The sequence below is a fragment of the Pseudomonas sp. HP_01 genome (assembly GCF_055284355.1).
Window position 1 is genome coordinate 59,806 of record NZ_JBTOPV010000011.1, and the last position, 13,825, is coordinate 73,630.

The window sequence follows — 13,825 nt, forward strand, 5'->3', positions numbered from 1 at the left end:
CAAAATGTTTCTACCGAACAGAACAACAGGGACGTGGGCTCAGGCCACCATCTCTGCCCAAGGAAAAGCGGGACAGAGGGACTCTTTCTTAAAAGCACCCTCGGTCAGATCTTCAGCCCGCTTGGCAATGACAGGAGACATGCCGTGCTTACCGCGAACCCAGCCAGAAACGGTGCTTTGATCGACCTTCAGCTTTTCGGCTGTGACCTCTTGCGTGCCGAAGTGGGCAACGAGGTCCTTGAAAATAGTGTTCATGCTGCCCCTCCGTATGTGAATACCCATATCGTAGAACATAGGGATACCACTTTGCAACGATATGGGTGCGCCAGTAATAATCGCCAAATGGAATACAAAGACCGAATCAAGGCCGCTCGCCGGCACGCAGGACTGACCCAAGCGCAGCTCGCGAAACTCGTGGGCATCGATCAAGCGTCTATTTCGGATCTTGAACGAGGCAGATCGCAGCGGTCGTCTTACAACGCATCCATCGCCAAAGCGTGTGGCGTTTCTGCTATCTGGATCGAAAGCGGAGCGGGCCCCATGGTGGTTGAGGCTGCCGAGCCGTCGAACGTGAAAGATGTGGTCCAACCCGAAATGCTTTTTCGGTATCCAGTTATCAGCTGGGTCTCTGCCGGATCTTGGGAGGAGGCGGTCCAGCCCTATCCAGATGGTTTTTCAGACCGGTACGAGACATCTGATTACGACTCTAAGGGTCCAGCGTTCTGGCTTGAGGTCAAAGGGGACTCAATGACGGCCCCTGCAGGAGTCAGCGTACCGGAAGGAATGATGATCCTGGTTGATACCGAGGCTGACGTGAAGCCCGGGAAACTGGTTATTGCGAAGCTTCCCGCCAGCAACGAAGCCACTTTCAAAAAGCTGGTTGAGGACGGCGGCGTTCGATATTTGAAACCGCTCAACCCGGCATACAAGATGGTCGAATGTGATGAGAACTGCCGGATAATCGGTGTGGCTGTGCAGATGAGCGCCCGCTTATAGGTGCTTTGCCCCGATTCAGGAATCAAGATCAGCCCGCCCAGAGCGGGCTTTTTCTTGGGCTCCCGCTCAAGGAGAACAAATGTACTCCTCCGTATTGCCGTTTCAACACGGATCCAATACTGTCTATCCATACAGTACTTCTACGGAGGATGACATGATACCAAGCACCGCGAACATCACATTTTCGCCGACTCCATATGAGCAGGTAGGCCGCAGGATTCAGCGCCTAGTGTCTGACCCGAAAGTGCAGAAACGCCAAGCCGTGGACATCACCAGGCGCGAGGACGAAACGCCTGAAGCTTGGGAGCAAGTACTTCAGGAACTGGATGAGACCGATGGCATAACGGTAGAGCGCCTCCAGCCTGGCTGCGTTCGAATAGGATGGAGAAGATACATCGACCTATGAACGGAGCCCGCTTTCGCGGGCTTTTTATCGTCTTCGCCAAAACTTATGGGCATACCCATTGACAATAAATATGTGCAGACCTATATTTTGCCCATGCCAACACATAACCGGCACCGCTCTTTAACAACCAGACGTGACCACCACGACGTACCCATTGGGTCGGAACAAGCTAAATCGTCGTCCACGCAGCCTCTGGATAGCTGCCGTACTCGCCATATCGCGAGTACGCCAAACCATGCAGCCACCCAAGAAAAACACCGAGCACGAAATGTGTGACCTGGGCAGAGATATGAATCCGGCAAAACGTATGGAGAGGAACAAAAACCACAGGAGGTACCAGCCAATGAAGTAGTAAGACCAGCCGGTAAACGGACCGGTAACCCACGACGGACTGCCCACCCCACCGGGCCGCCGAGCTGCAGTTGGCTGTCGTGTAGCGAATATCGAACCCAATGACCACGACGCAGAAGCCGATCTATGCGACGTGAACAGGGAAGCTCAAGGCCGAACAAGCCGCAGCGCGAAGCCATCGGCGGTGTAGCGCGACAAGGTTTCACTGGCTGGCCTTGGATGCTCAGGGCCAGACGGGAAATCAACCGGAGGTGACACCGTGAACAAAGAGGAAATTTACGACGAGCAGATCAGCCCGCTGATGCAGCAGATCATTGCGATTACTCGCGAACACGGCATCGCAATGATCGCCAGCTTTGACATCGCGCACGAAGGTGAGGGCCCAAATGGCGAAGACTGTTCGACGCTGACCTGCACGACTCATCTGCCCGATGGCGACGACAACCCCAACGAGCGGTTCACCCGCTCAGCTCAAATCATCCGACAGGGCCAGCGCTCGCAAAACGGCCCTGCAATGCAGCTGACAACCGTCCACGCTGAAGGCTCTAAGACGCTCACAGCCTTTATCTGATCGATGGATCAGACATCCAAGCACATCACCCTTGAGCTGGAACACGGTGCGGGCTCGATGAAGTTCGACGGCGACCTGGCTGAGGGGCTGTTTCAAGCAGCACGGCATCTGAACGGAAATGAAAGGCTGGAGCTCATCCAGCGCCTGCAAGACAGTCAGGCCGAACTGGAAGCAATCGGCAGATAGACAACCAGCGCCAGCGTCAGCCTGACGAAAACTGCCCGAACCCCTGGAACGTTTGAACGCTGACCAGGCCGCATCGGGGTGCGATCTTGCCGGAACGTGCATACCGGTTACCTGCCAGCCCAGCACGGGGCAATGAATTCGGCAGGTTGAGGGCTCGCCCTCGAAGATCGTAGCCCAATGCGGACGAGTCCTTGCCGCGAGCCTAGCTTGTGGCAGAAGACAGTTTCGGCGCTATAAAGAGCTATCCCTGACTGTTAAGGGGTGAACTTGAGTCCCGCTGGCTTAGCAGTACCAGCCTGTGTTCCTCCCTCACCTGAGCAACGAGATCGGCAACAGCCCTCATAGTTATCAAGCTCGAGATTGGAATGCCTGGCACGGTCAGGTCGACCTGATTTGTCGATGGGTTCATTAGCTGAATAGTCATCGTGCCGACGGAGTTGACGGTACAAATACACTTCTGAGGCAGGAAGCTTGACTCAATGATATGGCGCAATTCGAGAGTGGAGATCATGGAGAGTCCTTTCTTAACATCGACTTCGATCCAACAATCATAGCAACAGAAATCTAGTCGTTGGCGCGGTATCGCGACGGCAACATCAACTTCCCGAGGATTTGCAGCCATGTAAACGACATTGACCCGGCCTACCGCATTAGGCGGCGCCGGTAAGCAAGGCTCACGTAGGGAGGCCTCGTGAACCAGCGACATGAAAAGCCCCGCGTTCGATGGGGCTTTTTTTCACCCAGCGTTTACCCGCCAGCACTCTCCCCTGCGCCCAATCGGCTTACGTCAGGCGGCCAGAGTGCTGACGAGTACACGTATAACCACATGAGGAATCGCCATGCATCAGGCATTTCAAGACCGTATCGTCGAGCTGGGGGCCTTGCTCCAACGCTCAAGCGCCGCCCGCGGCGAGTTCAGCAAGCGCACGGACCGGGCAATGCCTGGTAGCAGGGTCCGCTTTCAGGTACTGAGCAAAGCGCGCAACTCGTACAGCGTCGTTGAGCTCGCAACCGGCGCACTGCGCGGCGGGTTTAACAACTGGAAGGAGGCTGTGAACTTCGCGCAGCACCTTGAGGCACAGCCTGTTCTGAGGTTGGTGCAATGATCGGCGAGAGCGTACCGGACCAGCACAAGCAGGCCATCGCGCAGCTTTCCGCGCAGATCGATCACTTCCTCGCCAGCGGCCATCGCATTCAGCACATCGACGAAGGCGTCAGCGCCAACGCGCCGCTGCTGGGCACCACGAATCACCTGGAAACGCTCAAGGCCAAGCGCGCCAAGCGTGCACCGAGGATTCGGGCGCTTGCCGAGGCCGGCCTTAACGCCCGCCAGATCGGCATGAAGATCGGCGTCGATACCCGCACCGTCGCACTCACCGCCCGAGAGCACGGCATCACCTTCACTACGGCCAAATGATGCGGCGCCTATTCAAGTGCGCCAATCAACGCCGGCGGCAGACCTGGCTTCAACTGCCAGCGCAACAGATCGGAGATCCACCCGATGGAACAGACACCAGCTGCAAAGCACGCGGCAGCGTACCGGCTGAGGCAGAAGCAAAAGAAGGCCGAGCTGGGAATCGCGACGGTAACGATTGAAGTCGCCCAGGGTATCGCCGCGCAGCTGCCTGATTTTCTCAAGCAGCACGGCTTCGACAATGCCCAGGAGCTGTATCAAACGCTGGTGCTGTACGTGCTCAGGGCGCCAGACGAAGAAGCCGCGCGAATCCTCAAACCTCACGCGTCAGGTTTTGTGGTGACCGAAGAAATGACGCGTAAGCTGGTAGCGGCCGGCCTGGCCCAGCTCGACTTCGACGCAGACGACGAATGAGTTCCTAAAGCGCAGGCTTTATCTTTAAAGAAGAAAAAGCTGCGCCCAACGTTGTTAGTCGACGTAGCGATGGCTTGCAACTCCATCTTTTATCTTAACAACACCTCGCTTTAAGCGGATGCTCTGGCCGGCCAAGTGTTGAACTGGGAAGATAGACGTTATATCGCTCAGATCACCTATCTCCAGCACTAAAGCTCCGTTAGCGTTCAAACCGGCAGAAGTACAGCCAAGACATAACCTGTATTCGCGCTGCCAGGAATATTGAATATCCTTACGGAATAATCCGACAATCCCGCTGTAACCAGCCATGTCAACATAGTCCACCTGACCATGGCCGCCCTCAAAAAAAGGCGAGGTGCTCAGGTGCGGATTCGCAAGGATCGAAGCAGACAACCGCTTCGAAAATTCGACGTTATCATTGATTATTAGAACGTGATCGCCAAACTCCGCGAACCGATGACTTATCAAAACTTGCTGATTTTCCTCTCCGGGTATACGGCCATCTACCCCGTCCGCCAAAGCTGCTAAACAGAAAATAAAGATATTTGAAGGGCTGGGCAGATCCACGCGTAGCACGGCGTCCGAACCTAAAGGAATTTCCCGGCCGTCGATAACAATCGACAGCTCCCCAACCCTAGCACCATCTACCTTGCTCTTAAATGTTAAATAGTTTTTTTCAAGCTCGTCTTTCCTTAAAGCCGTTGCTTCCTCACCTTTCATCTCACAAAAAAAGGAGACGCTGTTCATATACAGTTTCCCGCTCTGAAATTGTTTCAGACGAGCGAGCGATCCAGCTCGAAAGAGCAGCCAACACTGCCGACTAGGCGTGCGGTCCGGCAAAACCTCAGCTTGCATAAGACCAGAAATACCCATCTGCCCTCCTAAAGACTTTTTTGATCTTCTTCCGCTGAATGCGGATCACCACGTATAGCCCACCACCAACGTATTCGCCACCGTCCCGTATCGCAGGACGGCGCATGCCATGGAGAACCCCATGAAATACCTCGCCCGCGTCAATCCGAAGTACTTCGCAGCCATCCACCAGTGCGCCGCCAAGGGTGATGTTCGCTACTACCTCAACGCCGTACAGATTGAGCCCCATGCAGCCGGGGGCGTCGTCATCGTCGCCACAAACGGTCATTTCATGGGCGCTATCCACGACCCAGACGGTTGGATTCATCCCGATCACAAGTCGGTCCTCATCGGCACCGTCTCGAAGCGTATGCTTTCTGCCTGCGCAGCCCGCAAAGGACCGGACGGCGATCCACCCGCGCTGCTCTGGATCGCGGAAAAGTTCTCGCTCATCACCAGCCTGGACGACGTTTCGGAAGAGCCAGAGTTGTTCGGAAAATTCTCGCACCTTACTGAGAAAACCGAACTTGTCGACGGCGTGTTCCCCAACTGGCGCCGCGTTATTCCAAAGAAACGCCAGAAATTTGAGGGCTCGTATCCGTGCTTTAACGGTGAATACCTGGAGGTGTTCAACAAGATCGGCGTGATGCTTTCTGGGCAGAAGCGTTTCGGAGCTGGCGGGATGCACCTTGAAACTGGCGAGGAAAACGGCTCAGTAATCGTGCGGTTCAATCGCCTTGACCTGATCGAGCTCTTTGTGGGCGTGCTCATGCCGATGCGAGGCGAGGAATTGAAAGGGTTTCTGCCAGCCTGGACCAAAGCAGAAACCGAATCTGAAGCCGCTTGATCAGTGGATCGCTGGCAGCGCATCAGCCGCTGCCTCGATCGCCACAGTCGCCTCAGCCACATCCGCTGGGTTGTAAAGCTGCTCGGCGTACATCGACTGAATCGCCAGCTCCGTGAGCTCGTCGATATCAACGCAGCACTCCTGCGCCGCAACCAGCACCGCCTTCAGCGCCATCCGCAAAACCCTTTCCCTGTCTTCGCTCATGACCGTATCCCTTCCTGTGGAGCGGTAAGCCTAGACTACTTTGGGCGCTGCATATATGACCAAACCATGGAACATTTAACTAGGTCGCCCCTCCACTGCTTCAAAAAATCGTCAAACGAGTGACCTTGTTCGTTAAGAAATTTTCCAGTCTGAAGGGGGGTCAGATACACAGAATATTCTGCGGTAAACAACGCTGAGTACCATACCATCAGACGCTCGCTCTCAGACAGCTGGGCAGTCAATAACGAAAATGAGAACTTTCTGAAAGACTCGCTAGATTCGCCACCGAAGACAAATCTCAATATCAAAAAAATCGTATCTATGTAAGATCCGACGGCCGGCCAATTGTCCTTTCGCCAGTTTTTAAACGCAGACTCTGCTGACTCGAATACGTCCATTGGGGTTTCGTGAATCTGATTAGCGCGCCTCACCTGTTTAGACAAAGAAGTTCGTAGCGAGAGAGCTGCATGATGCAGAGCTTGATGGCCATGTAAGTACTGGTCCGGCTGACCGCTGTAATTTGCAAGGCGTATACCAACCGCATTCTCATTCATGAGCCCCACAAGCTGAAAAAGCCTTTGCTCACGAACCTGCTCGTCATGTCTACGTTCGCTATCATCGTTGGCGCCTAGCTGAAACCTAAGAGTTACGAGAAGTGCCACAAACGCGAAGAAGGAAAGGATTGGATTTAATACGCCACCGAAATAATCACCGAACTGCCCCCACTTCTCCTGATCACTTAATACGTGCATTGAAAATACTGAAACATATTTTCCTGCAACTATGGCAATAACTATAACTGCTATAGCAGCAGCGCCAACAAGCCAAACCTTAGCTTTGAACACTTTTTCCATGTTTACCCCCATTTTGAATAACAACCCTATCCCACTTCAAACAAGCACGCCACTGCCGAGGATCCCCTATGTCCGCACATCAGAAGAAACACCCCTTCGATTTCAAAACTCAGTACGGCCTTGGCTTCGACCCGCAAGACGATGAGATCGTCGTGGACTTCTTCTGCGGCGGTGGCGGCGCCGGTACCGGACTGGAAATGGGGCTCGGTCGCAAGGTCAGCGTGGCGAAGAACCACAGCGCCAAAGCGATCAGCATGCACACAATCAATCACCCGGGCGCCAAGCACTTCACCAACGACGTGTTCGACGGCGATCCGGACACCGAATGTGGCGGCAAGGCGGTGGGCTGGTTCCACATGTCGCCGGACTGCACCCACCACAGCCAGGCCGCTGGCGGGCAACCGCGCAAGCGCGAGATCCGTAACCTCTCGTGGATCGGCCTGAAGTGGGCAGGCAAGAAAAAGCCTCGAGTCATCAGCCTGGAAAACGTGAAGCAGATCCTGCAATGGGGCCGCCTGATTGCAAAGCGCGACAAGGCGACCGGGCGCGTCATCAAGCTGGGCGGCGCGATCGCCGCACCTGGAGAGGTCGTGCCTGTAGACCAACAGTTCCTGATTCCAGATTCGAAGCAGCGCGGGCGCACATGGCGCCGATTCGTGGCCCTGCTTGAAGGCATGGGCTACGTCGTCGAATGGAAGGTTATTAAGGCCTGTGACTTCGGCGCGCCAACCAGCCGCGAACGCCTTTTCATGCTTGCCCGCTGCGATGGGCAGCCGATCATCTGGCCGGAACCGACCCACGCCAAGAAGCCGGCCAAGGGCCAAAAGCCCTGGCGCACCGCCGCGGAGTGCATCGATTTCTCCGATCTGGGGAAAAGCATTTTCGGCCGCAAGAAAGACCTCGCCCCCGCCACGCTGCGGCGCGTAGCGAAAGGCATGAAGAAATTTGTGATCGATAACCCGACGCCCTTCATTGTGCCGATTGCCAACTGGTCCGGCGAAACCGTTCAGTCGGCAGGTCAGCCCCTGCGCACAGTCACGTCATACCCGAGGGGCGGCGCGTTCTCGGTCGTCAGCCCGGTTATCGCGCCAGCCACGCACGAAGGCAGCGACCGCATCAACGATCCACTTGAGCCGCTGCCGACAGTGACGTGCGCCAACCGCGGTGAGCTGACCCTGATCAGCCCGACCCTCATACAGTCTGGTTACGGCGAGCGCCCGGGGCAGGAGCCGCGCGTACCGGGCGTAGATCAGCCGCTTGGGACGGTAGTCGCCGGCGGCGTGAAACATGCACTCGCTGCCGCGCACTTGGTGAAGTTCAGGTTTGACGATGAAGGCAAACCGCTGGACGAACCGCTGCCGACCATCACAAGCGGCGGTAATTATCAGCGCCCGGCCGGCGCCGCGCACGCCATGGGAATTGCGACTGCATTCATGGCGCAGATGAACGGCGGTTTCAACGCCACGCACGCTAAGGGCGCTGACGAACCGATGACGACAGTGACGAACACCGGCAGTCAGCAGCAGCTGGTGACGGCAAGCCTGCTGCACCTACGCGGCAACTGTGACGCCCGGCCAGCCGCCGATCCGCTTCACACGGTCAGCGCCGGCGGCACGCATCACGGCCTGGTGACGGCTTTCATGGAGCGCCAGTTTGGCGCCAGCGTCGGCCAGCACCTGGATGAACCCGCGCCGACCATCACGGCCGGTGGCAGTGGCAAGAGTTCGTTGGTCAGCTTCGAGCTGTCGCCCGAGCATGAAGAAGGCGCGTTGCGCGTTGCCGCGTTCCTGATCAGTTACTACGGCACCGAGAACATGAGCGGCTGCGACCAACCTGCCCCGACGATCACCACAAAGGATCGCCTCGGCCTGGTCACCGTGATGGTGAAGGGCACGCCGTATGTGATCGTCGACATCCGACTGCGGATGCTGCAGCCGGCCGAGCTGTACCGGGCGCAGGGCTTCCCGACGGACTACATCATCACGCACGGCGCCGACGGCAAGCCATTCACGAAGACCGAGCAGGTCCACATGTGCGGCAATAGCGTCAGCCCTCCGCCGATGGCCGCCCTCGCCCGCGCCAATGATCCATGGCGTACCAACGTTCAGCACCAGGTGGCCGCATGAAACGCATCTACCTCAGCGGGCCCATGACGGGTCTGCCTGATTACAACTACCCGGCATTCAACGCGGAGGCCGCTCGCCTCCGCGCACTCGGCTACACCGTCGAGAATCCCGCCGAGAACCCGCTACCGGCCGACGCGCCCTGGCACATGTGCATGCGTGACGCGATCCGCCAGATGCTCGCCTGCGACACCGTGGCGTTCCTGCCTGGCTGGCAGACGTCGCGGGGCGCCAACGTCGAAATCGAACTGGCCGGCCATCTGCGCATGGCTGTCATTCCAGCAAGCGGCATCGTTTCGCCGCAGGAGGGGTTATGAGCAATCAAGCAAAGCGTTTGAGCGATTGTCCTGCGGAGCGTTTGGCGCAGTGTCGGGCGGAGGCGGCCACCTTTAATGACGAACCCAACTTCAAATCTGATGAAAACGCCTTGGAAATATTCTTCAAATTGATGGCGCATAAAATGGCTAAATCGGCAGCGCAAGGTCGAAGTGGCTGGCAACAGTGCTCGCAGGAAGACCTTAGCCGGATGCTGCGAGAGCACGTGGAGAAGGGAGACCCTGTAGACGTAGCCAACTTCTGCATGATGCTCCGCGCCAACGGCTTCAGCATTGCTAAGCCCGCGCTGCCCACTGTCGTGCCGGTGGTTGCAACAGTGAACTACACCGGCTATGAGCCTGCCAATCACCTGGACTGGTGTGCGCCATTCAGCCTGCAAAGATTGGCCGACGGCACTGAGCTGGTCGACCGCGCCCACGCTACCCGCCTCCAGGCTGAGGTGTCAGCCCTACAGCACCGCCTGACCATCGCCGATCAGCGAGTCGATGATCTGGAGAAGGACAAGCAGCGCCTGGACGCTCTCGGAGGCAACTTTTGGGACGTGCGGCATCACAGCGCCCCGCTCGCCGATACCGGTGATTACACCGGCGGCGTTGAGATCGTGGGGCGATGGATGGATAAGCCGCACGAACGTGTGATCGGCGAGGACTACAACGAAAGCCTTCGCGCTGCCATCGACCAGGCAATGACAGCGGACGCCTACCCGCCAGCCAGGCCGGAATATCCTGAGCTTGACGCGGCGTTGGGCGAAGAACACTGGCACATGAACCCGTGCAAGCAAGGCCACGGCGACGTCGGCACGTGCGGGGGTAAGGCCTTCTGTCACACCTGCGACGAAACGATCACTGCCACCACCACGCAAGAAGCCTTCGAGCAGTGGAACGCGACACAGCCTGCCAACCCGAAGTAACCCTGCTGCGCATGCGGCGAGTGATCGTGCACTCATGGAAAAATCAAAACGAACAACAGCCTTTGAGCTCAATGGCAACCCGCGCCTGCTACTTAACAGTTTCCCCCAGCATCAACCACGAGCTGAATGCTTGGCGAGCTTGCCTTTAGCGACCACCCTGTTTTTCACCTGCTCTGCCAGCTTCGAATAGGCTGGCGATTGGCGAAAGCTAAGAGCAAAGATCAACATATTCGTATTCAAAATCTTAAAGCCATCGAGCGTCGCTTTATTTATGGTCCCGCCGACGTACATATTAAATCTGATACCGAGGATGGTGAAAACATGGCTAATCTCTCCTTTATACCGGGTAGAAGTCGGAAAAGACATAAACGCCGTCATACCTTCGTCAGTGTTCACCTCAAGGATGAAACGTACAGCATCCAAAGTACCCTCACCTAAGAGGAACTTTCTAAACACAGCCTCGTACTTATCGCCCAGAGATTTTCTGTAAGGATCGCCCCCATAGCCCCAGTTCCAAACCTGAGCCCGCCAGAACACACTGGCCGCAAAATACGTCAACCCCGCTGTAATCTCTGTTTCGAGCTTGGACGCATCATAAGCTTGATACGCATCTGTGGTTACGCAAGGCCCGTTGCGTCGCAGCTTCTCGAGGAGTGGGAAACCGTCGGAAGTCGCCCATAAATAACCCATAATCCGCTCGCCATGTTTTGAGAAAAGGTCTTCGCACGAGCGGCACAAGAGTTCCATGGTCACTTGCTTATCATTGTGCGCGGCAGTTCCTTTAAACGAATCAATTCGAACAGGCGATAAACCAATATACTCACCTTGCCCCCTAACATGCGGATACGCAGCCGAGGGTATGAAGTGGCTATCTATAAGTTTTCCTTTTTCTTTCTCACACAATGCGCAAATCATCAGTGTCCTCCTTGATTAATGCTTCTAATACTCTTTAGAAACAAAAGTGCATCCCACTGCACATGTATCTTAGACCGCTCCAGTGCCTCTCGGACGTTATAACTGGACCAGTCGCCAGGCATCAAATCGAATCCCGCACAACGATCCAACCCAAAGCACCGCCGCTGAGTAATAGCAGCGAGCGGATGCCCTTACAACCCTCCCACACCCAATCCCTATTGCCTGCTGCGTATGCGGCGAGGACGAAGTCATGCCTGAAGACATCAAACTGATTCAAGTCGCGCCAGTGGTGCGAGACGAAAACGGCTTTTTCCAGCACCCCGATCTGCCGGACTTCGATGAAGGTGACGGCGACAAGTGCAAGGCTTGGATCGCCAAACAAGGTCTGCAGGTGAAGATGATCAGCCTGGAGTACCACAGCGACGAAGCAGTGTCTGAACGCTACTTTGAAGCCGGCGACCCGGACTGCAGTTACTGGGAACCCGACCGGCCAGACGGCGAAGAATGGTTCTGCCTTGCGATCCACGATACAGATGACGGTCCTGTGTGTTGGTGGGCTCGGAGGATACAGCCATGATCATCGACGACATCATGACCGACAAAATTACGCTGCACGGCCTGGGCTTTGTCCAGGTGCAGTTGGAGGGAAATCAACGCCTGCACGTCTGGCACCCGGAACTGCCGCGCCGCGCCTGCTTCGAAAACTCGGCGATTCACGATCACCGCTTCGACTTCGTATCGCGAGTGCTGGTCGGCACGCAGGTCAACCAGTGCTTTGACATGCAACGCCATGACACCGGGGACCTCGTCCTTTACCTGCATGAAGGCAAGCGCAGCGCCAACGGCGGCCGACCATGGACGCCGGACGGACGGGCCATTCTGGAGCGTGGCCCGGTCATCGAGGTTCGCGCTGGTCACGACTACGGCACACGGGCCTACGAATACCATCGGACAGAGCCAGGCGGAGACGGCCGAGTCGCAACAATCATGCAGAAGCGGAGTGAGTTCCCAGCGGGCGCCCACTCGACATGCCGCTTCGGCGTACAGCCCAACGCAGACTTCGACCGGTATCAATGGTCGCCGGCCAAGCTGTGGGAGGTGGTGACCGACGTGCTGCTCGGGCGTTTGATATCAGGCCCATCCAGCGAATCGTCACCTTCGTAAACTGCGAGGACTTCAGGGACGTCGTAAAGCACACCTGGCGTTCTCGATACCAGAACAACCACGGCGCATGGTGCGTTGCATGGTTTGCAGGCGCCAACGCCAAGTATCTCTTGTGATGCATAGGTTTGATTTGAGCGCATAGAAACCTCAGCCGGTGGATATATTCATCCTACACGTCCAGATAATTCCTGCTTTCAGCGCCAAAATTTGCGTTCACTGCCCCTTCCCCATCTATCCACATGCCTGCCGGTGTACGGCGGGCGGGAGAATCGAATGTCCGAAAATCAGAGCAAAACGATGTGCATCTATCACGGCAACTGCGCCGATGGATTCGGGGCGGCCTGGGTTGTCCGCAAAGCGTTGGGTGACGATGTCGAGTTTGTGGCCGGGGTCTACGGCAAAGAGCCGCCGGACGTCACCGATAAGGACGTGATCATGGTGGACTTCAGCTACAACCGTAACGTGCTGGCCGAAATGGGTCGAGCGGCCAACCAGGTACTGATTCTGGATCACCACAAGACCGCCAGAGATGACCTGGCCTGCTTCGATCCATTTGACGCCGGCGTACGCACTGATCGCACCGACGGTATGGGTGACCACAAAGACCTGGGGTGGGAGACTGCAATCTATGTCGCCAAGGAGCGCGGCGCACCGCGGGTAGCGGCCTGCTTCGACATGGACCACAGCGGCGCGATGCTGGCCTGGAACCACTTCTACCCGGGTCAGGAGCCGCCACAGCTTTTGCGCCATATCGAGGACCGTGATCTGTGGCTGTTCAAACTGGACGGCACCCGCGAGATCCAGGCCAACCTCTTCAGCTACCCCTACGACTTCGACGTCTGGGATCAACTGATGGCTGCTGACGTGCAGACGCTTTGGTCTGATGGCGCCGCCATCGAGCGGAAGCACCATAAGGACGTCGCCGAGTTAGTGGCAGTGACCAAGCGCCGACTGGTGATCGGCGGACACAACGTGCCAGCCGCCAGCCTGCCCTACACGCTGACCAGTGACGCAGGACACCTGATGGCGCACGGCGAACCGTTCGCCGCCTGCTACTGGGATACACCCGATGGCCGTGTGTTCAGCCTGCGGAGCACTGATGAAGGCCTCGACGTTTCCGAGATCGCTAAGACGTACGGCGGCGGCGGTCACCGCAACGCTTCCGGCTTCCGCGTGCCATTCGGCCACGTACTGACTCAGTAACCAAACCAATCGAAACAGTCCGCTGGATTCCGGCGGGCGAGGAATTCCTATGCCTGATGAAACAGAAGTGCTGTACGTC

20 protein-coding genes are annotated in these 13,825 nt (G+C 56.8%); 14 read left to right on the plus strand and 6 right to left on the minus strand.

Annotation, left to right across the window (positions count from 1 at the left end; translation table 11 throughout):
* Window positions 1–39 precede the first annotated feature (39 nt).
* Window positions 40–255: a hypothetical protein gene (locus ACYAR8_RS08410; RefSeq protein WP_463579628.1), complete on the minus strand. Its 216-nt coding sequence runs from the start codon at window positions 253–255 to the stop codon at window positions 40–42.
* An 87-nt stretch (window positions 256–342) separates the two neighbouring features.
* Here ACYAR8_RS08410 and ACYAR8_RS08415 point away from each other — a divergent pair, with 87 nt between their 5' ends.
* From ACYAR8_RS08415 to ACYAR8_RS08430, 4 genes are all read left to right on the plus strand, one after another.
* Entirely contained in the window at window positions 343–996 is a 654-nt protein-coding gene (locus ACYAR8_RS08415) for a LexA family protein (RefSeq protein ID WP_074893364.1), read from the plus strand.
* A 154-nt stretch (window positions 997–1,150) separates the two neighbouring features.
* Window positions 1,151–1,402 (plus strand): DUF1654 domain-containing protein, encoded by a 252-nt coding sequence (locus ACYAR8_RS08420; RefSeq protein WP_463579662.1) that lies wholly within the window; start codon window positions 1,151–1,153, stop codon window positions 1,400–1,402.
* A gap of 610 nt (window positions 1,403–2,012) precedes the next feature.
* Window positions 2,013–2,324 (plus strand): hypothetical protein, encoded by a 312-nt coding sequence (locus tag ACYAR8_RS08425; RefSeq protein WP_463579629.1) that lies wholly within the window; start codon window positions 2,013–2,015, stop codon window positions 2,322–2,324.
* 3 nt (window positions 2,325–2,327) lie between these two features.
* Complete coding sequence (locus tag ACYAR8_RS08430; RefSeq protein ID WP_463579630.1) at window positions 2,328–2,510, plus strand: hypothetical protein; 183 nt, start codon at window positions 2,328–2,330, stop codon at window positions 2,508–2,510.
* A gap of 241 nt (window positions 2,511–2,751) precedes the next feature.
* Here ACYAR8_RS08430 and ACYAR8_RS08435 read toward each other — a convergent pair whose 3' ends face one another.
* Window positions 2,752–3,216 (minus strand): DUF1652 domain-containing protein, encoded by a 465-nt coding sequence (locus ACYAR8_RS08435; protein ID WP_342742142.1) that lies wholly within the window; start codon window positions 3,214–3,216, stop codon window positions 2,752–2,754.
* A 133-nt stretch (window positions 3,217–3,349) separates the two neighbouring features.
* Here ACYAR8_RS08435 and ACYAR8_RS08440 point away from each other — a divergent pair, with 133 nt between their 5' ends.
* The 3 genes from ACYAR8_RS08440 (at window position 3,350) to ACYAR8_RS08450 (ending at window position 4,338) form a co-directional block, all read left to right on the plus strand.
* On the plus strand, window positions 3,350–3,616 hold the full coding sequence (locus tag ACYAR8_RS08440) for a hypothetical protein (protein ID WP_122537651.1): 267 nt from the start codon (window positions 3,350–3,352) through the stop codon (window positions 3,614–3,616).
* A complete protein-coding gene (locus ACYAR8_RS08445; RefSeq protein ID WP_463579631.1) occupies window positions 3,613–3,927 on the plus strand; it encodes a hypothetical protein in 315 nt (104 codons plus the stop codon). Before ACYAR8_RS08440 ends, ACYAR8_RS08445 begins: the two co-directional genes overlap by 4 nt.
* 84 nt (window positions 3,928–4,011) lie before the next feature.
* A complete protein-coding gene (locus ACYAR8_RS08450; RefSeq protein WP_463579632.1) occupies window positions 4,012–4,338 on the plus strand; it encodes a hypothetical protein in 327 nt (108 codons plus the stop codon).
* A 54-nt stretch (window positions 4,339–4,392) separates the two neighbouring features.
* Here the strand turns inward: ACYAR8_RS08450 and ACYAR8_RS08455 are convergent, their stop codons facing one another.
* Window positions 4,393–5,085 carry a hypothetical protein gene (locus tag ACYAR8_RS08455; RefSeq protein WP_463579633.1) on the minus strand — a complete coding sequence of 231 codons (693 nt, stop codon included), beginning with the start codon at window positions 5,083–5,085 and terminating at the stop codon, window positions 4,393–4,395.
* Between the two features lie 247 nt (window positions 5,086–5,332).
* Between ACYAR8_RS08455 and ACYAR8_RS08460 the strand changes: the two genes are divergently transcribed.
* A complete protein-coding gene (locus ACYAR8_RS08460; protein WP_463579634.1) occupies window positions 5,333–6,037 on the plus strand; it encodes a hypothetical protein in 705 nt (234 codons plus the stop codon).
* Here ACYAR8_RS08460 and ACYAR8_RS08465 read toward each other — a convergent pair whose 3' ends face one another.
* Both ACYAR8_RS08465 and ACYAR8_RS08470 read right to left on the minus strand, forming a co-directional pair.
* Window positions 6,038–6,241, minus strand: coding sequence for a hypothetical protein (locus tag ACYAR8_RS08465; protein WP_463579635.1), 204 nt, complete (start codon window positions 6,239–6,241; stop codon window positions 6,038–6,040).
* Between the two features lie 35 nt (window positions 6,242–6,276).
* On the minus strand, window positions 6,277–7,095 hold the full coding sequence (locus tag ACYAR8_RS08470; protein ID WP_463579636.1) for a hypothetical protein: 819 nt from the start codon (window positions 7,093–7,095) through the stop codon (window positions 6,277–6,279).
* Window positions 7,096–7,163: 68 nt separating this feature from the next.
* On the opposite strand from ACYAR8_RS08470, the gene ACYAR8_RS08475 reads away from it, so the two are divergent.
* From ACYAR8_RS08475 to ACYAR8_RS08485, 3 genes are read left to right on the plus strand one after another with little or no spacing between them, the layout of a single operon-like run.
* Complete coding sequence (locus tag ACYAR8_RS08475) at window positions 7,164–9,221, plus strand: DNA cytosine methyltransferase (protein WP_463579637.1); 2,058 nt, start codon at window positions 7,164–7,166, stop codon at window positions 9,219–9,221.
* Complete coding sequence (locus tag ACYAR8_RS08480) at window positions 9,218–9,535, plus strand: DUF4406 domain-containing protein (RefSeq protein WP_463579638.1); 318 nt, start codon at window positions 9,218–9,220, stop codon at window positions 9,533–9,535. The genes ACYAR8_RS08475 and ACYAR8_RS08480 overlap by 4 nt, the downstream gene beginning before the upstream one ends.
* A complete protein-coding gene (locus ACYAR8_RS08485; RefSeq protein WP_463579639.1) occupies window positions 9,532–10,464 on the plus strand; it encodes a hypothetical protein in 933 nt (310 codons plus the stop codon). Before ACYAR8_RS08480 ends, ACYAR8_RS08485 begins: the two co-directional genes overlap by 4 nt.
* A gap of 111 nt (window positions 10,465–10,575) precedes the next feature.
* Here the strand turns inward: ACYAR8_RS08485 and ACYAR8_RS08490 are convergent, their stop codons facing one another.
* Window positions 10,576–11,379: a hypothetical protein gene (locus tag ACYAR8_RS08490; RefSeq protein ID WP_463579640.1), complete on the minus strand. Its 804-nt coding sequence runs from the start codon at window positions 11,377–11,379 to the stop codon at window positions 10,576–10,578.
* A 250-nt stretch (window positions 11,380–11,629) separates the two neighbouring features.
* Here ACYAR8_RS08490 and ACYAR8_RS08495 point away from each other — a divergent pair, with 250 nt between their 5' ends.
* The 3 genes from ACYAR8_RS08495 to ACYAR8_RS08505 all read left to right on the plus strand — a co-directional run bounded on the left by ACYAR8_RS08495 (window position 11,630) and on the right by ACYAR8_RS08505 (window position 13,746).
* Window positions 11,630–11,956, plus strand: coding sequence for a hypothetical protein (locus tag ACYAR8_RS08495; protein ID WP_463579641.1), 327 nt, complete (start codon window positions 11,630–11,632; stop codon window positions 11,954–11,956).
* Window positions 11,953–12,543, plus strand: coding sequence for a hypothetical protein (locus ACYAR8_RS08500; protein WP_463579642.1), 591 nt, complete (start codon window positions 11,953–11,955; stop codon window positions 12,541–12,543). The genes ACYAR8_RS08495 and ACYAR8_RS08500 overlap by 4 nt, the downstream gene beginning before the upstream one ends.
* A gap of 273 nt (window positions 12,544–12,816) precedes the next feature.
* A complete protein-coding gene (locus tag ACYAR8_RS08505) occupies window positions 12,817–13,746 on the plus strand; it encodes a phosphohydrolase (RefSeq protein WP_463579643.1) in 930 nt (309 codons plus the stop codon).
* The last annotated feature ends 79 nt before the right edge of the window (window positions 13,747–13,825 follow it).